This window comes from Novosphingobium sp. BL-S-21, from assembly GCF_055521655.1.
On record NZ_CM145495.1, the window covers coordinates 810,129 to 830,008 of the forward strand.

The 19,880-nt window shown below is 64.3% G+C and carries 19 protein-coding genes; 12 read left to right on the top strand and 7 right to left on the bottom strand.

The annotated features are described in order from the left end of the window. Positions 1–129 precede the first annotated feature (129 nt). Positions 130–774 carry a response regulator gene (locus tag ACZ1J6_RS03120; protein ID WP_431567512.1) on the top strand — a complete coding sequence of 215 codons (645 nt, stop codon included), beginning with the start codon at positions 130–132 and terminating at the stop codon, positions 772–774. Between the two features lie 144 nt (positions 775–918). On the opposite strand, the gene ACZ1J6_RS03125 is transcribed toward ACZ1J6_RS03120, so the two are convergent. After that, positions 919–1,368, bottom strand: a complete 450-nt coding sequence (locus ACZ1J6_RS03125) for a GFA family protein (RefSeq protein ID WP_465127392.1) — start codon at positions 1,366–1,368, stop codon at positions 919–921. Between the two features lie 66 nt (positions 1,369–1,434). Beyond that, positions 1,435–1,989 carry a TetR/AcrR family transcriptional regulator gene (locus ACZ1J6_RS03130; RefSeq protein ID WP_431567510.1) on the bottom strand — a complete coding sequence of 185 codons (555 nt, stop codon included), beginning with the start codon at positions 1,987–1,989 and terminating at the stop codon, positions 1,435–1,437. 230 nt (positions 1,990–2,219) lie between these two features. Here ACZ1J6_RS03130 and ACZ1J6_RS03135 point away from each other — a divergent pair, with 230 nt between their 5' ends. The 6 genes from ACZ1J6_RS03135 (at position 2,220) to ACZ1J6_RS03160 (ending at position 9,988) form a co-directional block, all read left to right on the top strand. Beyond that, the gene (locus tag ACZ1J6_RS03135) at positions 2,220–4,739 is read left to right on the top strand and encodes a TonB-dependent receptor (RefSeq protein WP_431567509.1); all 2,520 of its coding nucleotides are present in this window, start codon (positions 2,220–2,222) and stop codon (positions 4,737–4,739) included. Between the two features lie 150 nt (positions 4,740–4,889). Further along, the gene (locus ACZ1J6_RS03140; protein WP_431567508.1) at positions 4,890–6,161 is read left to right on the top strand and encodes a cytochrome P450; all 1,272 of its coding nucleotides are present in this window, start codon (positions 4,890–4,892) and stop codon (positions 6,159–6,161) included. Between the two features lie 13 nt (positions 6,162–6,174). Then, on the top strand, positions 6,175–6,936 hold the full coding sequence (locus ACZ1J6_RS03145; protein WP_431567507.1) for an SDR family NAD(P)-dependent oxidoreductase: 762 nt from the start codon (positions 6,175–6,177) through the stop codon (positions 6,934–6,936). A gap of 105 nt (positions 6,937–7,041) precedes the next feature. Then, positions 7,042–7,896: an SDR family oxidoreductase gene (locus ACZ1J6_RS03150; protein WP_431567506.1), complete on the top strand. Its 855-nt coding sequence runs from the start codon at positions 7,042–7,044 to the stop codon at positions 7,894–7,896. Positions 7,897–7,948: 52 nt separating this feature from the next. Further along, positions 7,949–9,226: a M24 family metallopeptidase gene (locus ACZ1J6_RS03155; protein WP_431567505.1), complete on the top strand. Its 1,278-nt coding sequence runs from the start codon at positions 7,949–7,951 to the stop codon at positions 9,224–9,226. Positions 9,227–9,535: 309 nt separating this feature from the next. After that, entirely contained in the window at positions 9,536–9,988 is a 453-nt protein-coding gene (locus tag ACZ1J6_RS03160) for a hypothetical protein (RefSeq protein WP_431567504.1), read from the top strand. 72 nt (positions 9,989–10,060) lie between these two features. Here ACZ1J6_RS03160 and ACZ1J6_RS03165 read toward each other — a convergent pair whose 3' ends face one another. Next, positions 10,061–10,990, bottom strand: coding sequence for an AraC family transcriptional regulator (locus ACZ1J6_RS03165; RefSeq protein ID WP_243654257.1), 930 nt, complete (start codon positions 10,988–10,990; stop codon positions 10,061–10,063). Positions 10,991–11,140: 150 nt separating this feature from the next. Here ACZ1J6_RS03165 and ACZ1J6_RS03170 point away from each other — a divergent pair, with 150 nt between their 5' ends. Further along, positions 11,141–12,109, top strand: coding sequence for an SDR family NAD(P)-dependent oxidoreductase (locus tag ACZ1J6_RS03170; RefSeq protein ID WP_431567503.1), 969 nt, complete (start codon positions 11,141–11,143; stop codon positions 12,107–12,109). Between the two features lie 29 nt (positions 12,110–12,138). Continuing rightward, positions 12,139–13,131 (top strand): aldo/keto reductase, encoded by a 993-nt coding sequence (locus ACZ1J6_RS03175; RefSeq protein WP_134094453.1) that lies wholly within the window; start codon positions 12,139–12,141, stop codon positions 13,129–13,131. Between the two features lie 98 nt (positions 13,132–13,229). On the opposite strand, the gene ACZ1J6_RS03180 is transcribed toward ACZ1J6_RS03175, so the two are convergent. Next, a complete protein-coding gene (locus ACZ1J6_RS03180; protein ID WP_431567502.1) occupies positions 13,230–14,126 on the bottom strand; it encodes a bestrophin family protein in 897 nt (298 codons plus the stop codon). Positions 14,127–14,336: 210 nt separating this feature from the next. Beyond that, complete coding sequence (locus ACZ1J6_RS03185) at positions 14,337–14,957, bottom strand: hypothetical protein (RefSeq protein WP_465127393.1); 621 nt, start codon at positions 14,955–14,957, stop codon at positions 14,337–14,339. A 65-nt stretch (positions 14,958–15,022) separates the two neighbouring features. On the opposite strand from ACZ1J6_RS03185, the gene ACZ1J6_RS03190 reads away from it, so the two are divergent. Together ACZ1J6_RS03190 and ACZ1J6_RS03195 are read left to right on the top strand one after the other, a co-directional pair. After that, positions 15,023–15,670, top strand: coding sequence for a hypothetical protein (locus ACZ1J6_RS03190; RefSeq protein ID WP_465127394.1), 648 nt, complete (start codon positions 15,023–15,025; stop codon positions 15,668–15,670). A gap of 195 nt (positions 15,671–15,865) precedes the next feature. After that, on the top strand, positions 15,866–16,744 hold the full coding sequence (locus tag ACZ1J6_RS03195) for a pirin family protein (RefSeq protein ID WP_431567499.1): 879 nt from the start codon (positions 15,866–15,868) through the stop codon (positions 16,742–16,744). A 402-nt stretch (positions 16,745–17,146) separates the two neighbouring features. Here ACZ1J6_RS03195 and ACZ1J6_RS03200 read toward each other — a convergent pair whose 3' ends face one another. Further along, positions 17,147–17,842 (bottom strand): peroxiredoxin-like family protein, encoded by a 696-nt coding sequence (locus ACZ1J6_RS03200; protein ID WP_431567498.1) that lies wholly within the window; start codon positions 17,840–17,842, stop codon positions 17,147–17,149. A 109-nt stretch (positions 17,843–17,951) separates the two neighbouring features. Then, positions 17,952–18,785, bottom strand: coding sequence for a LysR substrate-binding domain-containing protein (locus ACZ1J6_RS03205; RefSeq protein WP_132266573.1), 834 nt, complete (start codon positions 18,783–18,785; stop codon positions 17,952–17,954). Between the two features lie 276 nt (positions 18,786–19,061). Between ACZ1J6_RS03205 and ACZ1J6_RS03210 the strand changes: the two genes are divergently transcribed. Further along, positions 19,062–19,868 (top strand): ABC transporter permease, encoded by an 807-nt coding sequence (locus ACZ1J6_RS03210; RefSeq protein ID WP_465127395.1) that lies wholly within the window; start codon positions 19,062–19,064, stop codon positions 19,866–19,868. Positions 19,869–19,880: the final 12 nt, after the last annotated feature.

Sequence of the window (19,880 nt, forward strand, 5' to 3'; positions counted from 1 at the left end):
GACAACCGACTATCGGGGTTTTTCCGGATAGAGAAACCTTACTCCACTCTCCTAGGTAATATCCCTAGAGAATCGGGGTCGCCAATAATCATCCCTAGTTTTGCAAATCGCGATATGACGAGGTGGATTATGGCGACGAAGCTATCGAGCGTGATGGTCGTCGATCAGCAGGAAGTTTTTCGTTTAGGCGTGAAGACTCTGCTTGAACGCAAGGAGCAATGGAAGGTTGTCGCCGATGCAGCGGACGGCCGGGAAGCCCTGAATTTGGCGGCAACGGTTCAGCCCGATCTGGTGATCCTTGATCACACCCTGCCCTCGCTCAACGGCATCGATCTCTCGCGATGCCTGCGGGAGAGATTGCCGGCGCTGAACATCATATTGTTTACATCGTTCATCACGGACGATCTGGTGATGGACTATATCAGCGCCGGCGTCCGCGCGATCGTGCTCAAGACCGACAGCTTCGATCAACTCGTTGCCGCGGCCCGCAACGTTCAGCTCGGGAAGGCCTATATTTCCTCATCCATGTCCGAATTCGTGGCGGAAAAGCTCTTCCAGCCTGTAAATCTCCGGCAGCAGACACTGACCTGCCGCGAGCGGCAGGTGGTCCAGCTCGTCGCCGAAGGGCAGATGAACAAGCAAGTCGCCCATATCCTGGGTGTGAGCGCGAAGACCGTCGAAACCCACCGCGCAGCTGCGATGAACAAGCTGAACTTCGTTTCGGTATCCCAGCTGGTTCGATACGCGGTCAGGAACAACCTGGTTTCGATATAGAAATACGAAAATCGATGGCTTGATCGGCGTCGCGATTTGGGCGCAGCGGGGAGGTGTCCGGATTGTCCTGGGCGCCCCCCGTAACAGCATCGGCGACATTCCCGAGCCATCATCCCGGTTCGTGCAGAGAGGCGAGGGTGGCGGCTACTCCGGCAGGCCGGCCAGCCTGGGAACATCGGCCGTCCGGTCCTCCCAGCTTGCCCGGCTGGAGAGGCAGATATGGGCATCCGGGGAGATGACGACTTCGTCATCGAGGCACCCCGCGGGCACTACGAGCAAGGCGCCGTCCATCTGGACGTTCGGCAGGCCGGATCCGCAGATCGCGCAGAAGCTCCTGGCATGGCGCGTCCCGGGAATGCGATAGTGCACGATCCGATCGCTTCCGCCATGCCACACTATTGCTGCCTTTGACGAAAACAGGTTCGACGCATGCGCTGATCCCGTGTCCTTTCGGCAGCGACTGCAGTGGCAGAGATAGAAGTTCTCGAAAGGCCCGTGGATGGCGAACCGGACCGCGCCGCATTGACAGGAACCGGATGTCACTGACGTCATCGCTGTCTCTCCATTCGGTCGGGAGTTCGAAAGGCACGGCATAATGTGTCAGAGCATGCCGGAGAAGGCGATCCCCGAGGATCCTCCCGCCAGTCTGCCAACTCCCGCTCATTTGCGGGGTTGGGAAAGCGCCGCCACCATGTCCAGAAGCATCTCGGCAAGCGTGGCGGGGCTGAGGCGTTCGGCTTCGGGCTGGTGAAGCCACCACGAAATCGTCTCCACGATCAATGTCACCGTGCAGACCGCCGCCAGATCGGCAGGCAGCCGGGTTTCGCTCAGCCCGCCCTTGCTGACCAGCGCGCGGGACACGGCGAGCAGTTCCTCGCGCATCGCGCCCGCCGCGCCCCCGTTCAGCAGAGCTGTCCACAATGCGCTGCGTTCTTCGACGTAGAGACAAAGCGCTGTAAAACCGGCTAAATTGTGACCGACCGGCAACGTCATGGCGACAAGCCGGTCGATTTGCTCCCGCGCGATCTGATCCAGAAGTGCTTCTTTGCTTTCGTATCGGCGAAAGAATGTTGCCTTGTGAATTCCGGCTGTCCGACAGATTTCGACGATCGTGATCTGGTCGAACGGACTTTGAATCAAGAGAGTCAGCAGCGCCTGTTCCAGCGCCTCGTCCGTGCGGGCCAGGCGTGGGTCTTTCCGGGTTGACGACGTCATTCGCACCTCGTTATGCGACCAGTAGTCGCAAAGCGACAATGAGTCGCATAGACGACTCATGTGGGGAGAGAAAGGGAACTTCGGGAATTTCCGATGGGACGTTTCGATTGACGTCGCAGCGGCACGATCCGCGGCGCATGGCCGCCCGGGAAAATGCAGATTCCAGAAGGGACGAGACCGGCCAAGACTGGTGAGCACACCGATAAAAACAAAACGGGATGGGATCACTGATGACAAAGAAGCGCTATTTCGCATTGATAGCTTCCACTTCGCTCGCCTCGGTGCTGGCACCGAACGCCGGCGCTCAGGAGGCCGCGGGCCGGAACGTCTCCACCGCGAATGCAGATATCATCGTCACCGCCCGCCGGGTGGAGGAGCGTTTGCAGGACGTTCCCATCTCGATCACCGTTTTCAATCAGCAGGAGATCTCCCGGGCCAACATCGTCAATGCGGAGGACCTGGCCAAACTCACGCCCTCCCTGTCAGCGAATACCAGTTTCGGCAGCGAGAATTCCACCTTCGCCATTCGCGGCTTCGTTCAGGATATCGGCACCGCGCCGTCCGTGGGCAACTATTTCGCGGATGTGGTGGCGCCGCGCGGCGGCAGTCCCAGCATTCCATCGGGGGACGGCGCGGGGCCGGGCAGCTTCTTCGATCTGCAGAACGTGCAGGTGCTGAAAGGGCCGCAGGGAACGCTCTTCGGCCGCAACACCACCGGCGGTGCAGTGCTGCTCGTGCCGCAAAAGCCCACTTCCGCTTTCGAGGGCTATGTCGAGGGCACTCTGGGCAATTACGACCAGCGGCGTTTGCAGGCCGTGGTCAACATCCCCGTGGCGGAAACCTTCCGGGTGAGGCTGGGCGTGGACCGGCAGAAGCGGGACGGCTGGCTGCGCAACACCAGCGGCATCGGGCCATCCCGCTTTAACGACATCGATTATCTGGCGGCCCGCGCCAGCATCGTGGCAGACCTGACGCCGAACCTCGAAAACTACATGATCGCCTCCTACACCAAGTCGGACACGAGCGGCCCGCTCCAGAAACTGATCGCCTGCAATCCCGGCGTTGCGCTTGGCGATTTCGCCTGCGCCCAGCTTGCGGATGCCGAGGCCAAGGCCGAGGGCTTCTATACGGCGCGAAGCGATGTGGAGGGAGCCAAGTCCAAGACCGAGACCTGGCAGGTCATCAATACGACCACATGGCAGGCATCGGACCACCTGACGGTCAAGAACATCGCCAGCTATGCCCAGTTGAAGCAGACGCTGCGCTCCGCGCTGTTCGGCACCCAGTTCTCCACCCCGGCAATCCCCGGCTTCCTGCCCAGCGTGCCGTTCAACTTCGCAACCGTGATCCCGGCGCCCAATGCAAAGGGGCTCAGCAATCAATCGACCTTCACTGAAGAATTCCAGTTGCAGGGCAATTCGGGCGATGGGCGGCTTACCTGGCAGGCCGGGGTCTACTACGAGCGATCGGCGCCGCTGAGCCTGACCGGATCGCAGTCTCCCAACACGATCAACTGCACGGATATCGCGCAGTTGCAGTGCACGGATATTCTCGGCTTCCTGGCGAACCTCAATCCGAACGTGACGCCGCTGGTGGTGGCGGGGATCATTCCGCCGATCCAGGCCGGCAGCGTCAACTACACCGTAGGCCGCCTTACCACGCGCAGCATCGGCACATATGCGCAGGCCAATTATGCGCTGACCGATCAGCTCAAGCTGACCGCAGGCATCCGCTATACTTGGGACCGGCAGCAGAGCGACACCGCGCAGATCAGCTACCTGTTCCCCACTTTCCCGGTGCCGGTCGGACCGCCGACCGCCAGTTGCACGCGGGGTAACACCAGCCTTCCCGATTGCGCGCTGCAGCTCTCGCAGAAATCCTCGGCGCCGACCTGGCTGGTCGGGCTGGATTTCAAGCCGGTGGAAGACCTGCTGCTCTACGCCAAGTACGCGCGCGGCTACCGCACGGGCGGCATCAAGTCGGACGCGCCGGTCGCCTTCTCGGTATTCCGTCCCGAGAAAGTCGACGCTTACGAGATCGGCCTGAAGTCCAGCTTCCGCGGCCCGGTGAGAGGCAACTTCAACGTCGCTGCGTTCTACAACGATTTCTCCGATCAGCAGCTTCAGGTCGGCTTCGCGGACAATCCCGCTGTCAACGGCGGCGTATCCGCCACGGCAGGCCCGGTGAACGCGGGCCGCTCGCGCATCTATGGCGTGGAAGTGGAAGCGGGTCTCAATCCGTTCGACGGCTTGTCGCTCAACGCGAGCTACGCCTACCTCAATACCAGGATCAAGTCGGTCGATCTTCCGCAGTTGCCCCCGACAGACCCCTACATCGTCTCCTCCACCGTGCTGCCCGGGGACCAGCTGGCCTTGGCGCCCAAGCACAAGGTGGTCCTGGCGGCGAACTACATGCTGCCACTGGGCGAGGGCATGGGTGCTGTTTCGGTGGGCGCGACGTACAGCCACACCGGCAAGCAGCGGGTCAATTACGCCGCGCGCGATGCCGCCAGCATCGCCGCCAACGGCGGGCGGGACATCGGGGTGCTTGCCCCCATCGACCTGCTCAACCTGAATTTCGATTGGCGCCGGATCGCCGGGTCGCCGGTCGACTTGTCGCTCTTCATGACCAACGTGACGAAGGAGCGTTACTACACCTTCACCCCGGGCCTGTTCGCAGTGGCCGGGTTCGAGGTGGCGAACCTGGGCGAGCCGCAAACGTACGGCGCGCGTCTCCGGTACAGCTTCTAGTCCGGTGGAGGGCGGCGCGTTTTCATGACTCTACCTCCAGACTGCGCCGCCCTTCTTTTTCCTTCCGAACCGCCGTCCGGCTGCATCGCGCAGGGGCCGGTTCACCCGGCCGGGACGCCAGGATCCACCTGAACAACGGGAGAGTTATCCATGACTCAGCTCGCCGAACGTGATTACTTCACCGACCACGATATTCTCCTCGATCCCTACGCCTACTTCGAAGCGGCGCGCGAGCGTGGCCCCGTCTACCGCCTTCCCGGCCGCGACATCGTGCTGGTCACGGGGTTCGAAGAGGCGCTGGAAGTTCTGAAGAACACGGATGACTATTCGTCGGTCATTGCGCCGCAGGGGCCTGCCGCGCCCTTGCCGTTCGAGGCCGGGGGCGACGACCTCTCGCCCCTGATCGAGGCCCATCGCGGCGGCTTCGTGGGCGGCGACCTGCTGGTGGCCTACGACGGCGAGCAGCACACGTTCTCTCGCTCGATCCTCAGCCGCCTGTTCACGCCTTCGAAGCTGCGGGCCAACGAAGCGTTCATTTCCGAGCTGGCGGGCCAGCTGGTCGGGGACGCGGTCGCGGCCGGGCGCTGCGAACTCATCAAGGACATCGCGACGCCCTTCGTGACCCTCGTGATCGCGGATCTGCTGGGCGTTCCGGCCGACGACCGGCAGGTGTTCATGGACGCCATCGACGCCGGTCCGCCTCCGGGCAGTCTCGATCCCGACGATCTCGCGGCCCAGAACCAGCCGCTGGTCCTCATGGGCATGTATTTCGCGCAGTACGTGGCCGACCGGCGCCAGTCTCCGCGCGGGGACGTGCTCAGCGAACTCTCCTCCGCCGCCTATCCGGACGGATCGCAGCCCGACCTGATGGAGATCGTGCGGCTTGCGACGTTCCTGTTCGGCGCCGGGCAGGACACCAGCGCCAAGCTGCTTGGAAATGCCATGCGCCATCTGGTCGACATGCCGGCGCTGCAGCAACGGCTCCGCGCCGATCCGGCGCTCATTCCCGATTTTCTCGAGGAAGTGCTGCGCCTCGAAGGTTCCACGAAGATGACCGCGCGGCTGGTGAAGAAGCCCGCGCAGATCGCCGGCTTCGATGTGCGTCCGGGAGAAAAGATCTTCATCGCCCTTGCCGCCGCCAACCGCGATCCCCGGCGCTGGGAGGATCCCGGGAAGCTCATCCTCGGCCGCCCGCGCATCAAGGAACACCTCGCTTTCGGGCGCGGCGCGCACGTCTGCGCCGGGGCGCCGCTGGCGCGGGTGGAAGTCCGCGCGATTTTCGAGGAATTCCTGTCCCGCACCAGTGACATCGACCTCGACGAAACGATCCACGGACCAAGAGGCGCGCGCAAGCTGGAATACGAACCCAGCTTCATCATTCGCGGCCTGGCCTCGCTGAACCTCAAGCTCACTCCGGCCTGAACGGGATAGGATCATGACCAGGGAAACGAACAAGGATCGCGTCGTCGTCGTCACCGGCGGCGCATCGGGAATGGGGCTCGGCATCTGCCGGCTCTTCGCAAGGAACGGTCATCCCGTGGCGATGCTCGACCGGCAGGAAGAGGCGTTGGAGCGCGAAGCGGGCGTGCTTCGGGCCGAGGGGGCGAACGTGCTGCCGCTTCGCGCGGACGTGGGCAACCGGGACGATATGGCCGCCGCCTACGATGCGGTGCGACGCAGCCTCGGCCCGATCAGCATCGTCATCGCCAACGCGGGCATTTCCGCCTCGGCAGACTTCCTCACGATGTCGGTCGAGACCTGGCAGCGGATGATCGATGTGAACCTCAACGGCGTGTTCCACACGGTCCAGCTTGCCGCGCCGGACATGGTGGCGCGCAAGTGGGGCAGGATCGTGACGATCTCCTCGCAGGCGGCGCAGTCGGGCGCGCAGGACCGTGCGCATTACGCGGCCTCGAAAGGCGGGGTGATCGGGCTCACCCGTTCGCTGGCGCGCGAACTCGCCGTTCACGGCATCACGGTCAACACGATCCCCCCATCGCTGGTCGATACGCCGCTGGCCCGCGCCGGGGTGAACTCGGGAGAAGTGCCCCCGCTGGAGGTGATCGCCCAGGCCATCCCGATTGCCCGCCCAGGCACACCCGAGGACATCGCGAACGCCTGCGAATTCCTGTGCTCCGACAAGGCAAGCTACATCACGGGCCAGGAAATCAACGTGAACGGCGGGACGTGGATGTAGCCTTTGGCAGGGCGGCAGGCGACCTTGCGGCGACCCGCACGACCATAATTCCGCCGAAAGCCGCCGCGCTTTGGCCCGGACCGATCCATCTCAGGAAAGAGCGCAATGACCGACGAACTGAAGGGCTGCACGGCTGTAGTGACAGGGGCGGGTTCCGGGTTCGGCGCGGCGCTGGTGGACCGGTTTCGCGAAGCGGGCATGAAGATCGCGGCTCTCGATATCGACGGCAGCGCCGCGCAGCAGGTGGCAGACCGCGTTGGCGCCCAAGGTGGGGAGGCGATGGGCCTGCGTGTCGATGTCGCGGATGCCGGCGCCGTACAGGCTGCGGCCGAAGCCGTGGCGGATCGCTTCGGGAACTGCTCGATCCTGTGCGCGAACGTGGGCGTGCAGCAGTTCGGCCCGCTGGAGCGGCTGACGGGACAGGAATGGCGCTGGGTGCTCGACGTCAACGTCATGGGCACCATCCATACGGTCCAGTCCTTCCTGCCCCTCATCCGCCGCTCGAAGGGCCCGAAGCGTATTCTCGTCACGTCGTCGTCGGCGGCGTTGACGCCCGGCATACGCATGGGAGCCTACACCGCCTCCAAATACGCGGTGACCGGCTATGCCGAGACCTTGCGGATGGAACTGGCCGGGGAGCGCATCGGCGTTTCGATAGCGTTCCCCGCGGGCATGGCGACCCGGCATCTGGAAAGCAGCGCCTTGGCGCGGCCCCGGGAGATGGGCGAGATGGAGATCAGGCGAGACGATATCGACGCGATGATGAAGAGCAGAGGCATGATCTCGGCGGACCATGTGGCAACGGCCGAACATGCCGCGCGCAATATCCTCCCCGATCTGCTGGCGAACGAGCGCTACATCGTGACTCATGGCGCCTATCGTGCCCAGCTGGAAGAGACCTTCGACGCCCTGCTCAAGGCGCATGACCGAGGGCAGGACGGTCCATCGCCCGGCACCTGAACCGCACGGCACTGCCGGCTTGACGGCTATCGATCCTGTGCCATGATTTCGCATGAGCACTTCTCTTCGATCCGATCGCCGCGGCCTGATCCTTGGTGGAGGCGCGCTGGCGATCTCCATGCTGCTGCCCGGCCCGTTGCTGGCCGACATCGACACCAGCGATCTGCGCAAGATCACCTCCGATGCGGCTCCCATCTCGCGCTCCGAACGCGAAGGGCGTCTCGAACGCGCACGAAGGCTGATGCGGGAGCATGAAATCGATGCCATCCTGATCGAACCTGGCGCGAGCCTAGTGTATTTCACCGGCATCGAATGGTGGCGCAGCGAACGCCTGACGGCAGCGCTGCTTTTCCAGAAGGGCGAGCCGGTGATCGTCACTCCGTTCTTCGAGGAACCCTCGGTGCGCGAGACCCTGGCGATCCCGGCGGACGTCCGCGTCTGGCAGGAAGACGAGGATCCGATTGCGCTCATCGCCGCTACGCTGAAGGAGCGCGGTCTTTCCAGCGGCACGGTGGCCGTCGAGGAAACGGTCCGCTTCTTTGCCAGCGACGGTCTCTCCAAACACGCTTCGGGAATCAGGATCGTTTCCGCGAACCCGGTCGTGCGCGGCTGCCGCATGATCAAGACGCCCGCCGAGATCGCGCTGATGACGAAGGCGACCGAAGTGACGATCGCGGCCTATCGCTGGGTCTGGCCGCGCATAAGGGCGGGCATGACCCCACACGAGATCGGCGCACTGATGGACGCGGCGACGGTGAAGCTGGGCGGCACGCCGGAATTTTCGCTGGTCCTGCTGGGCGAGGCCTCCGCCTATCCGCACGGGTCGCATAAACCGCAGACCGTGCGGGAGGGCGAGGTGATCCTGATGGACTGCGGTTGTACCGTCGAAGGGTACCAGTCGGACGTCTCGCGCACTTTCGTTCTCGGGAAGGCGCCGTCCGAGGTCCGCGCGATATGGGATACCGTCCACGAAGGCCAGCAGATTGCCTTCGATGCCGCGCAAGTGGGACTGCCTGCGGGCCGTGTCGACGATGCCGTTCGCGCTTTCTACGAGAAGCGCGGCTTCGGTCCCCGCTATCGGTTGCCCGGCCTCTCGCATCGCACCGGCCACGGCATCGGCCTCGATGGCCATGAGCCGGTCAACCTTGTTCACAACGAAACGACGGCGCTGGCCCCGGGCATGTGTTTCTCGAACGAGCCGGGGCTCTATTTGCCCGGCAAGTTCGGCGTGAGGCTCGAAGACTGCTTCCACATGACGACCAACGGCCCCGCCTGGTTTTCCAACCCGCCCATGTCGTTGGAGCAACCAATCGGAACTGTGGCGCCATAATAGCTGATCGGCAATCGACTACCTGAAAGACCGGACCACCTCACGCGACTGAACGGCGCCACGCCACGCTTCATCTCATCTGCTTCTTGCCAAAAACCTGGACCTGTCCTGACGCGGGAGTATCGCGCTCGGCATCAAATTCCAGCAATTGGCCCCGCAGCAAGTGTGCCGGGTTTTTTCTCATGAATAGGGAGTTTTACCGTGACTAGACCTTTCGGCCTCGGGCGATATTCCGTTTTGACGTGCGCCGCGGCGACCCTCGCGCTTCTGGGTACGGCCCAGGCCTCTTTCGCCGAGACCCAGACGGACATGGCCGAGGCGATGGCCCAGGCGAAAAGCGGTTGCTCGCAAAAGGAATTCGTTCAGTTCCTCGACGCTTTCATCGCCTCGCCGGCGGTGCGCGCGAAATACACTGCGCCGGCCGTCGAACAGCGCGCGTTTCGCCAGCCCGCCAAGGCGTCCGGTACCAACCTTCCCGCCAGCAATTACCGGATCTTCAACGTTTCGCATGTCGACTGGCAATTCGCCGACACGGCATCCGTCAAGCGCTGGGAAGCCGATCCGAGCCAGCCCTACACCGCGCTGGATGTGAAATTCGAGGACCTGCCCGATGGCAGTTACAGGTTCACCTATCAGCCTGCGATCCTGCGGGACGATGAAGAGGGTGACGGTTGGACGGTCGAGCGGCACATTGGCAAGCCGGCCGGTTATCTGTTCGCATGGCAGAACGGCTGCTGGCAGCTCACGCAGGATCTTCGCTGAACGAAAGCGCGGCGAGCGAGCAGGCAACCGTTCGGAGAGCGGCCAAGCTTGCTGTCACGCCGAGGCTGGAAATCACGTCAGATCGAACCGCTCGGAGGTCGCCTCGCGCATCCGGGCGGCGTCCCGCGTCGGCGGCGAGCCGAACTGGCGGGCATATTCGCGGCTGAACTGCGAGGCGCTCTCGTAGCCGACGGCGAATGCCGCGCGCGCGGCGTCCGGGCTGGCCGTGAGCAGGCGCCGGGCGGTCTGGAGGCGCAAGCTCTTCTGATATTGCAACGGGCTCATGCCCGTGGCGGCCTTGAAGTGTCGGTGAAACGAAGGAACGCTCATCCCGGCAATTTCGGCGAGCGCTTCGGTGCGCAGCGGCTGGTCGAAATTGCGACGAATGCATTCGATTGCGCGGCGCGTGCGCGAGAGGCGGCTGTCCTCGCGCCCGATCTGGCGCAGCATTCCGCCATGGCCGCTCTGGAGCAGGCGGTAGAGCACCTCGCGTTCGCGGGCCGGACCGAGGATCGGGATGTCGGCCGGACTGTCAAGAAGGGCCAGAAGCTGCTCCCAGGCATCCAGGATTTCGCGGGTCACGGGTGCCACGCCGAAGCCCGCCAGCGGACCCGCCGGTTCCGATGGCCCGGACGAGCGCGGCAGTTCGGCAAGCAGCTCGGCCAGGACTTCGCGGTTGAGTGCAAGGGTCGTGACGATATAGGGGCGCTCGCGCGATGCCTCGGTCACGCAACCGACGGCGGCGACCTCAACCGACGTCACGAAGCAGGTTGCGGCATCGTAGCGCAGCACGCGATTGCCGATGGTCACTTGCTTGGCGCCGCGCAGGACCAGGCAGATCATCGGTTCATACCGGCTGCTGATCGTTCCCCCGGCTTCGCATGCCATGTGAACGCGAAGGCGCGGCACCGGCATGTCTGCGGGCATATCGCGGGAGGGCCCGGGAATATGGCGCTCCACGCGCCGGCACATGCGATTGAGCGTGTCCTGCATGAACGTCATTATCGGGCTGCCTGCGGGGTGATGCAACCGCGCTGATAGGATTGGGCAAGGCGTTGAGACGATCGGGCACCCTGGGCAAGGGGCCGCGCCCTATATCCGCCTCCTGGCCTCACCGTCTCAAGTGGTGAGCGCCACGAACCGGAGACAATCATGACCCATCCTTTCGGAGAGACTTCGACCGCCGACGAGGTGCTTGGCGGGATCGACCTTCGCGGCAAGCGCGTGCTCGTGACGGGCGCTTCTGCCGGCATCGGCATAGAGACCTGCCGCGCGCTGGTGGCCCACGGTGCCGAAGTGGTCGGCGCGGTGCGCGATCTGGCCAAGGCCGAGCGGGCGACCCAGCAGGTGCGTGCGGCAGCCGAGACCGGCGGCGGCAGCTTCAGCCTGGTCGAACTGGATCTGGCATCCCTTGCGAGCGTGCGCGCCTGTGCGGACGGCCTGAATGAGGCGGGACAGCCGTTCGACATCGTCATCGCCAACGCGGGCGTGATGGCGCCTCCTTTCGGGCAGACCGCGGATGGGTTCGAGACCCAGTTCGGCACCAATCACCTGGGCCATTTCGTGCTCGTGAACCGCATCGCTCCCTTGCTGCGCGAAGGGGGCAGGCTGGTGAACCTGTCCTCGGCCGGGCACCGCTATGGCAACGTCGACCTGGAGGACCCGAACTTCGAGCGCGGCGACTACGATCCCTGGCTCGGCTACGGACGCTCGAAGACGGCGAACATCCTCTTCGCCGTGGAGTTCGACAGGCGGCATCGCGACAGGGGCATACGCGCCGCGGCCGTCCATCCGGGTGTGATCTGGGATACGGAGCTGTCCCGCCACATGACGCAGGACGAAAAGGAGGCGCTCGTCGCCTCGATCGGCGCGAGCCTGGAAGCGGCGGGCGCCTCTGCGCTGGTCTACAAGTCGATACCGCAAGGCGCGGCCACCACGCTCTGGTCGGCGGTGGTGGCCGAACCATCGCAGATCGGTGGGCGCTACTGCGAGGACTGCCGGGTCGCGGAAGTCCAGGAGAGCGAAGGCCTGCGCGGCGGCGTGCAGCCTTATGCGCTCGATCCGGACAACGCGAAGGCGCTCTGGGCGAAAAGCGAAGAGATGGTCGGCGAGCGTTTCTGACGCCGGGCCCGAACAGAGGAGACGACAACATGAAGTACCGCACTCTTGGCCAAGGCCTGAAGGTATCCGCGATCGGTGTCGGCTGCATGCCGATGATCCGCGAAGGCAACATCAACTATGGCCTCGCCGATGACGCGGTTTCGACCCGCACCATCCACGAGGCGATCGACCTTGGCATCACGTTCTTCGACACGGCCGAGATGTATGGGCCGTTCCGCAACGAGGAATTGGTCGGCGCTGCCATCAAGGGCAGGCGCGAAGGGCTGGTCATCGCCACCAAGTTCGCCATGCGCTGGGATGGCGATACGCCGACCCACGTCGATGGCAGCCCCGAAAACGCGCGGCGCGCCTGCGAGGGATCGCTGAAGCGCCTGGGCATCGACACCATTGACTTGTTCTACCAGCACCGCGTCGATCCGAACGTCCCCATCGAGGAGACCATCGGCGGCATGGCCGAACTGGTGAAGGAGGGGAAGGTGCGCCACATCGGCCTGTCCGAAGCGGCGGCCGATACGGTGCGCCGGGCCGCCAGGGTGCATCCGATTGCAGCGCTGCAGAGCGAATACTCGATCTGGGAGCGCGATGTGGAAGGGGAGATCCTCGATGCCTGCCGTGAGAACGGCGTCGGCTTCGTGCCTTACAGCCCGCTGGGGCGGGGTTTCCTGGCCGGCGGCATTCGCAGCCTGGACGATCTTCCGGCGGGCGATTGGCGGCGAAACGATCCGCGCTACTCGCCCGAGAACATGCCGAAGAACCTTGCGATCGTCGATGCGGTTCGCTCGGTGGCCCAGCGGCACGGTGTCTCCAATGCCCAGGTCGCGCTGGCGTGGTTGCTGGCGCAAGGGGACGATATCGTCCCGATCCCTGGGTTCAAGCGCAGCGAAACTCTGCGCGACAGCGCGGGAGCCCCCGACGTGACGCTCACTGCCGAGGATCTGGCCGTGATCGAGGCTGCGGCACCCAGCGGCCGAACGGCCGGCCCGCGCTACAACGAAGCAGGGATGGCACGCGTCAAGCTCTGACCGATCGCGCAAACCGGAAAGCAGGGCAGGCCGGCAACGATCGCCGGCCTGCACTCGCGCGAAAAGCGGGCTGAAAGCGGTGCAACCCTGCCCGGCGATCAGCGCAGCACGTAGTTCGCCGGGGAGACCGGATCGGGCAGGTCGGTCATTCCCAGGGCCGACAGCATCTCGCGCTCGACGGTGCGCACCATGGCGTCGAGCGGGAGGTCGTTGGGTTCGAGGCCGAAGGGGTCCTCGAGCTGATCGCCCAGCGCATCCAGTCCGAAGAAGGTGTAGCTCACCAGCAGGACCGGAAGGAGTGTCCACCAACCCAGCGAACCGGCCAGCGCGAAGGGCAGCGCCAGGCAGAATATATATGCGGTGCGGTGCAGCAGCAGCGAATAGCTGAAGGGAACGGGGGTGAGGGCAATGCGCTCGCAGCCGGCCTGGACTTGCGCCAGCAGGTGAAGCTGTTCCTCGATGAGCGAATGGTGGATCGCGCCAACCCGTCCCTCCCTCGCCAGTTCCAGGCCGTGACGGCCCAGTTCGCGAAGCAGGCTGTCACTGGGATTGACGGCATCGTCCCATGGCCCGCTCCCGCAGCGCCTGGCGATTTCTTCCGTTTCCCCGCTTCCGCGCAGCCGGGCTGCAAGGCCCGCCGTAAAGCCGCACATGCCGATCAGCAACTTGCGTTGATCGGCATGTTCGAGAGTGACGACGCGGCGCGCAAGTGAGCGGCCGGCGATCACGAGCGAGCCCCAGAGCTTGCGCCCCTCCCACCAGCGATCGTAGCAGGCATTGTTGCGAAAGCTCATGAAGATCGAAAGCGCGATGCCGATCAGCGTGAAAGGCGTGGTGCCGATCCGGGAAAACAGGTCCTGCCGCTGTCCGGCGGCCATGACGGCCAGGCAGCTGACGGCAGCGATCGTCACCAACCTGCCGACGATACGGGGAAGGATCGATCCCCTGATAGCAAAAGCGACATCCCAAAGGCCCGGTTTGGGGCGAACGATCATAGGGAAATCTCGGCAGCATTCGCGGCGGGACCATGCGCGGCCACGACATGCGGGGGCTTGCCGTCACGCTGGTAGCCGGTTGCGCAAGCCTGGGTTTCGATCAGCATGGCATGGCTCTAATCCAAGCCGCCGACCAGCCGCAAGAGCCACTTTCGCAGGAATCCTTGCAGCGGTTGCAAGGCATTCGCATGGCGGGTGCGCCTTGCCGGCCTAGTCCGTGACGAAAGTATCGCCGCCGATGAAGACCATGTCCTTCGAAGGGTGTGCAGGCCGCCCGGTCGCGCCGTAAGCGAAGCTCGTCCGCTTTACCCGCCCGTCGGCATATGTGAGTTCCAGCGTGGTGCCGGACAGCCGGTAACGCCCGCTGCCACCAGTCTTGCGCCCGGCGTAAACGCCGCTGCCCATCGCGCCCATGTTGGACCCCTCCACGAACTGACCGTCCGGCGTGAAGCGGATCTTGTCGACGAACAGTGTCACTGTCGTTCCGCCGCCTTGCAGCCCGCTGGAACTGGTGCGTGAATAGGCACCGGAGAGTGTCGCGCCGCCCTGTGCGCTGGAGAAGGCCGGAAAGAAGTTGCCGGAGGGAAGCGTGTAGTCGTTCGAATGGCCGTCGCTGCCGGTCAGACGAAAGCCTCCGCCTGCCTGCTGCCAACGCCCCCAGCGGTGCGGCTCGCGCGCCTTGGACTCTGCGACGTTCAACTCGTCGAGCGGCGTGGCGCCGATATCCCAGTACTCGCCGTTGCCGAAGAATGCGAGCGGCTCCCAGTCGACCCCGCCGCCGCCCGAAATCGCGCGAAAATACAGGCCGGCAGCTTTGCTCGTGGCATACATCCCTGACGCCCGCACGGGTGTCCGGGCAGGGGGCGGCGGGGCGTTCCCGCTGCCGATGGTGCGCCTTGTCCGGCGAAGCCCTTCGCCGTCAGCGACATGCGGCGCATGTCCACCTTGAGCAGAGCGGCGGCCTGCGCCTGGACGGCGTCACTCACCTGCCGTTTCATCGCGGCGCCCTGCGTGGCTGCGGCCTGCATCTGGATTTCGGCAAGCAGCGCCTGGAGCAGCATGGTGTCTCCGATATCCTGCCGCCCGCGGGCGTCCAGGGCGGCGAAACCGGGATTGGCGAGCATCACCGTGCGCATCTGCGCCCGCACTGCCTGCGCTGTCTCGCGATCGGGGAGGCTGTCATCGACAATGCCGTTTGCGGCCAGCCAGGCGACCATCCAGTAAGCGGAGACGAGATCCACCACGTCTTCGATATCGAAGCCGAGTTTCCCATAGGCGGGCCGGACCTTGGCGATGATGTCTTCCCGGAACAGCTTCTCCAGTTCCGCCCCGGCCTGCGGCGATTTCTGCCCGAACAGGGCGACGATCTTCGCCTCCTTCTCGGCAAGGAGCGCGGGGTCCCGGTGAAAGCGGGTGGCCGGTTCGGACTGCGCGGCGGCGGCCGGGCCAGAAGCCAGCAGCAGGAGGGCAGACGGTATCAGGACGCGGGGGAGCATCGGACCTCCTTCGGGACACACCGAACCGCGCTGGCCGTTGAGACATAACGCGGTCATGACAGGGGCGACAGGCCGTTCGAATGATGGGGCGAACGGTCCCCGCCATACCGCCTGACCCTGCCATCAAGCTGCAATGGATTGCCATCACGGGTCCTCCTGCTATCCGGAGCATCAGAACCGCGTTCGGACCTCACGAAGCAAGACCAGCGCTTTGCGCCGCGTGCTTTCCAAAAAGGAATTCCCATGACCAGCCGTTCCGTTGCCGGCATCCATCCCGCCCGCCGCGACGATATCGCTGACCTCGTCACCCGGCGGCCGGTGCCGGGACTGGGCCTCGATCAGGTCGATCCGTTCCTTTTCCTCAATCATCATGGCCCGCAGGTCTATCAGCCCGGAAACAACGGCCTGCCTTTCGGTCCGCATCCGCACCGCGGCTTCGAGACGGTGACCTTCATTCTCGAAGGCAATCTCGCCCACCACGACACGGGCGGCCATGAAAGCATCATCGAAGCGGGCGGCGTGCAATGGATGACGGCAGGCTCCGGCCTGATCCACGCGGAAGTGTCGCCGCCCAGTTTCAAACAAGCGGGCGGTGCCCTGGAAATCCTCCAGCTCTGGGTCAATCTCCCGTCGCATCTGAAGATGTCACCTCCGCGCTACACCGGCGTTCAGGCCGACGGCATTCCCGCGATCCCGATCGCCGAAGGGCAGGGTAGCCTGAGCCTGATAGCGGGCACGTATGGGGACCTCGCCGGGCCGATCCCGTCGCTCACCGGCGTGTTCATGTCGACCGTGCGTCTGACCGCCGGCGCGCGGATCGACCTGCCGGCTCCCAAAGAGCGGAGCGTCTTTCTTTACGTCGTATCTGGAAGCGTCTCGGTCAGCGGCGAGGCCGTGAACGCCTGGCATCTCGTCACCGTGAGAGATGATGGCGACACCCTCTCGATCGAGGCGCAAAGCGATGCGGTACTCCTGTTCGGCCACGCCGACCCGATCCGCGAACCGGTGGTGGCCCATGGTCCCTTCGTCATGAACACCCAGGCGGAAATCGGCGAGGCCATCCGCGACTATCAGGCGGGCAAGTTCAACGGCACCGGCCCCTTGCGCGGCGTCGGGCAGTAACGGCCCCGTTCTTGCGGGGAGAGGCACTCTCCGCAAGGCTGCCTTGATGCGAGGTGTGCTGAAGAAGGGTGATGGCGGAGGGGCGCTCGGATTTGCCCTAGGACCCGCCGCCTTTCCCTGCCTAATTGGCCGCCAGCGCCTTCCCCAAAAGCGGAAGGTGTTCACGGAGGAATCGACGCCAGATTTCCGACCGATGAGGGAGCGCGCGAAGGCGCTCCGAACAAATCGGCGCCAATGGCGGTCTTGTAGCGGAAGGGCTGACCGGGCGTGAGCGATGACGGAGATCATCCTTGGGACCGCAGCGGCCACCGTGAGCGCATAACAGGCAAGGGCAGCAACGCAGGCAGAGTCGGAATATGCGTCTGTGTTCAAGTTCGCCATTCGCTGGCCCCGGCGCGCTTTCTATAAGGATGACTGCACATCAAGCGGTTCGCCGAAGTGCCCGAGTCTTGCTCCCTGGCTTGCCAGGGCGCTCAGGATCGTTTCGCTGTCAGTGCGTTGCAGCCAATCCGGGCTCGCTTCGAAGAACAGGACCTTCGCGTCCTTGCCAAGCACCAGGACGGCAGGCTGGTCGATTTCGTAACTGAACGTGCCGAGTGTCGAGCCTATCCATTCCTGGCCGGGCGCGACTTCAGGCTGTTCTTCGGGCAGGAACGTGATGCCGAGGTCTCTCGCCAGTGCATAGCCGGGGTCGCTGGCGACGGTGAAGCCAAGCTGGTGGCGCTCGATCAGCGCCCGATCGACCGGGATCTGCGCGCTGACGGCAACGAGTGGAACGCCTTGCTCGCGAAGCGCGGGCCATAGCGTTTCGTTGTAATAGGGCAGGGCGATATTGCAGGCCGGGCAGCCGCCGAAGCGGAAGAACACCAGCACCGCCGGTCCCTCTGCGAGAAGCTGGTCGCGGGTGAGTTCCCCTCCATCCTGGTCGATGAGCCGGAAAGGCGCGATCACGTCACCCGCGCGCGGCAATGTCGCGGGGGCGTGACGTCTGGCCAGTTCGCGGCGCTGCGCAGCGTTTCGCTCGAGCTGCTCGGCGCTCCATGTCCGTGCGCGCTCGGCCTGAAGCTCGGTGAAACGATCCTTGAGGCTCTTCGTCATTCTTTCCCTCCGGATGGATGTCCGGGGGCAAGGCTAGGCGGGGCGCCGCGGCGGCGATAACAAGAAGCGCAGTCGCACCCTTGATAATTTTCAATAAGGGCTTGGCGGTCTACAGCGCGGCCACGACTTCGCGCGCCAGGCTGGCCAGCTGGCTTGTCGGGCCGTCCAGGTTCGGCGCGGTCTGGAGAATGCATGAAACGTTGGGAAGGGCGGGCAAGTCTCCATCTTCCAGCGGCGCGTCACGCAGGAACAGATGCGTGCGGCAGGTCACTCCGAGCCCGGCATCGACAGCCGCGCGCAAGGCAGTGAGGTTGGGCGTCTCCACAGATATCCGGTAGGGCCGCCCGGCTTCCTCCAGAGCATGGATCGCCGCTTCGCGAAAGCGGCAGGGCGGCTCCAGCACGGCGAGCTGCACCACGGTTTTCCGGGCAAGATCGGGATTGCCGTACCAGGCCATGGGCGCACTGGCGATGGCGCCCGGATCGCTCGCCGCGGCAAAGCCCAGCACGATATCCAACTGACGACGTTCAAGCTGGCCCAGCAATTCCGCGGTTCCGGCGATCCGCGAATAGAGCTGCGCCTCGGGATGCAATTCGGCGAAGCGGGCCAGAAGCCCGGACAGCAGCATCTCGGCGAAATCCTGGACCATGCCGATTCTCGCAGGCCCGGTGAAATGGCCCGCGGTTACGGCGGCGACGGCCTCGTCATGAATGTTCAGCACCTTGCGGGCATATTCCAGCATCAGCTCACCCGAAGGGGTCAGCGTGAGCCGGCGGCCGTCGCGGTGGAACAGGGCCTGCTGGAGCAGCTCCTCCAGACGCTTGATCTGCAGGCTCAGTGCGGATTGGCTCACGAAGACCCGTTCCGCTGCGTTGAGCATCGAGCCCGTATCGACGATCGTCACGAAGCTGCGCAGCAGGTTGGTCGGCAGATTTACAGGCATGTGAGAATCACTCGTTCAGAGAGGGCATCGACGCGAACCTAGCGGCGCGCGCTATCTCAACCAAATTAGTAGAGTTTGTCCCGCTGATGGCAATGCTTGTGTGGCTGCTCAGGAAGCGGCGGGCGGCATTCACCCCGCTTGCTGCACGATTCAGCTACGAAAATCCGCGGTTTCCCTGCGTTATGAGCGCGGCTGATAGGCCTTTCGTCAAAACTCAATTGAATTAGTAGACAATGCGATGTCTCTTCCGCGGATGCCATATCCGAGAAGACACCAATGAGTGCCCACCCATCCTCCCGCATCCTCTCGTTCGGAGCGCTGGCCCAAAAGCTGCGCAGCGCACGCTGGCTGTCACCCTTGCTGTTCCTGCTGCTGTGGGAGCTGGGATCGCGGTGCGGCCTCATTCCCGAACGCACTCTGGCGGCGCCATCGACAGTGCTGTCGACCATGCTGGACATGGCGCTCTCCGGGGAGCTTTCGAACAACCTCTGGGTCTCGTTCCTGCGTGTGGCGATCGGACTCGCGATCGGGATCAGCATTGGCGTCGTGCTGGCGCTGGTCGCCGGGCTGTCGCGGCAAGGAGAGGTCGCGGTCGATCCGATCATGCAGATCAAGCGCACGATCCCGACGCTGGCGCTGACACCCCTGTTCATCGTCTGGTTCGGGATAGGCGAAACGCCCAAGATCGCCCTGATCGCCTTCGCAGCGATCTTTCCGGTCTATCTCAATCTGTATAGCGGCATCCGCAGCGTGGACGTGCGGCTTCTGGAGGGTGCGCGCAGCTTCGGCTTGAGCCGTGCCGAGCAGATCTGGCATGTCATTCTGCCCGGCGCGCTTCCCTCGCTGCTGGTCGGGCTGCGCTATTCCCTGTCGGTCGCCATCCTCGTGCTGGTCGTTGCCGAACAGATCAACGCTTCGGCCGGTCTCGGCTATCTCATCAACAATGCACGCGACTTCATGCAGACCGACATCATCGTGGTCTGCCTGATGGTCTACGCGGTGCTTGGTCTTGCCGCCGACGCCCTGGTGCGCGCCGTGGAAAACCGCGCCCTGGTGTGGCGCCCCAGCATCGTCTCGCAATGACGCCCAGATCCG

Bases quoted from the DNA above. Each gene is read 5' to 3' on its own strand.
- ACZ1J6_RS03120 (WP_431567512.1), top strand. From the start codon at position 130: ATGGCGACGAAGCTATCGAGCGTGATGGTCGTCGATCAGCAGGAAGTT.
- ACZ1J6_RS03125 (WP_465127392.1), bottom strand. From the start codon at position 1,368: ATGCCGTGCCTTTCGAACTCCCGACCGAATGGAGAGACAGCGATGACG.
- ACZ1J6_RS03130 (WP_431567510.1), bottom strand. From the start codon at position 1,989: ATGACGTCGTCAACCCGGAAAGACCCACGCCTGGCCCGCACGGACGAG.
- ACZ1J6_RS03135 (WP_431567509.1), top strand. From the start codon at position 2,220: ATGACAAAGAAGCGCTATTTCGCATTGATAGCTTCCACTTCGCTCGCC.
- ACZ1J6_RS03140 (WP_431567508.1), top strand. From the start codon at position 4,890: ATGACTCAGCTCGCCGAACGTGATTACTTCACCGACCACGATATTCTC.
- ACZ1J6_RS03145 (WP_431567507.1), top strand. From the start codon at position 6,175: ATGACCAGGGAAACGAACAAGGATCGCGTCGTCGTCGTCACCGGCGGC.
- ACZ1J6_RS03150 (WP_431567506.1), top strand. From the start codon at position 7,042: ATGACCGACGAACTGAAGGGCTGCACGGCTGTAGTGACAGGGGCGGGT.
- ACZ1J6_RS03155 (WP_431567505.1), top strand. From the start codon at position 7,949: ATGAGCACTTCTCTTCGATCCGATCGCCGCGGCCTGATCCTTGGTGGA.
- ACZ1J6_RS03160 (WP_431567504.1), top strand. From the start codon at position 9,536: ATGGCCGAGGCGATGGCCCAGGCGAAAAGCGGTTGCTCGCAAAAGGAA.
- ACZ1J6_RS03165 (WP_243654257.1), bottom strand. From the start codon at position 10,990: ATGACGTTCATGCAGGACACGCTCAATCGCATGTGCCGGCGCGTGGAG.
- ACZ1J6_RS03170 (WP_431567503.1), top strand. From the start codon at position 11,141: ATGACCCATCCTTTCGGAGAGACTTCGACCGCCGACGAGGTGCTTGGC.
- ACZ1J6_RS03175 (WP_134094453.1), top strand. From the start codon at position 12,139: ATGAAGTACCGCACTCTTGGCCAAGGCCTGAAGGTATCCGCGATCGGT.
- ACZ1J6_RS03180 (WP_431567502.1), bottom strand. From the start codon at position 14,126: ATGATCGTTCGCCCCAAACCGGGCCTTTGGGATGTCGCTTTTGCTATC.
- ACZ1J6_RS03185 (WP_465127393.1), bottom strand. From the start codon at position 14,957: ATGTATGCCACGAGCAAAGCTGCCGGCCTGTATTTTCGCGCGATTTCG.
- ACZ1J6_RS03195 (WP_431567499.1), top strand. From the start codon at position 15,866: ATGACCAGCCGTTCCGTTGCCGGCATCCATCCCGCCCGCCGCGACGAT.
- ACZ1J6_RS03200 (WP_431567498.1), bottom strand. From the start codon at position 17,842: ATGACGAAGAGCCTCAAGGATCGTTTCACCGAGCTTCAGGCCGAGCGC.
- ACZ1J6_RS03205 (WP_132266573.1), bottom strand. From the start codon at position 18,785: ATGCCTGTAAATCTGCCGACCAACCTGCTGCGCAGCTTCGTGACGATC.
- ACZ1J6_RS03210 (WP_465127395.1), top strand. From the start codon at position 19,062: ATGAGTGCCCACCCATCCTCCCGCATCCTCTCGTTCGGAGCGCTGGCC.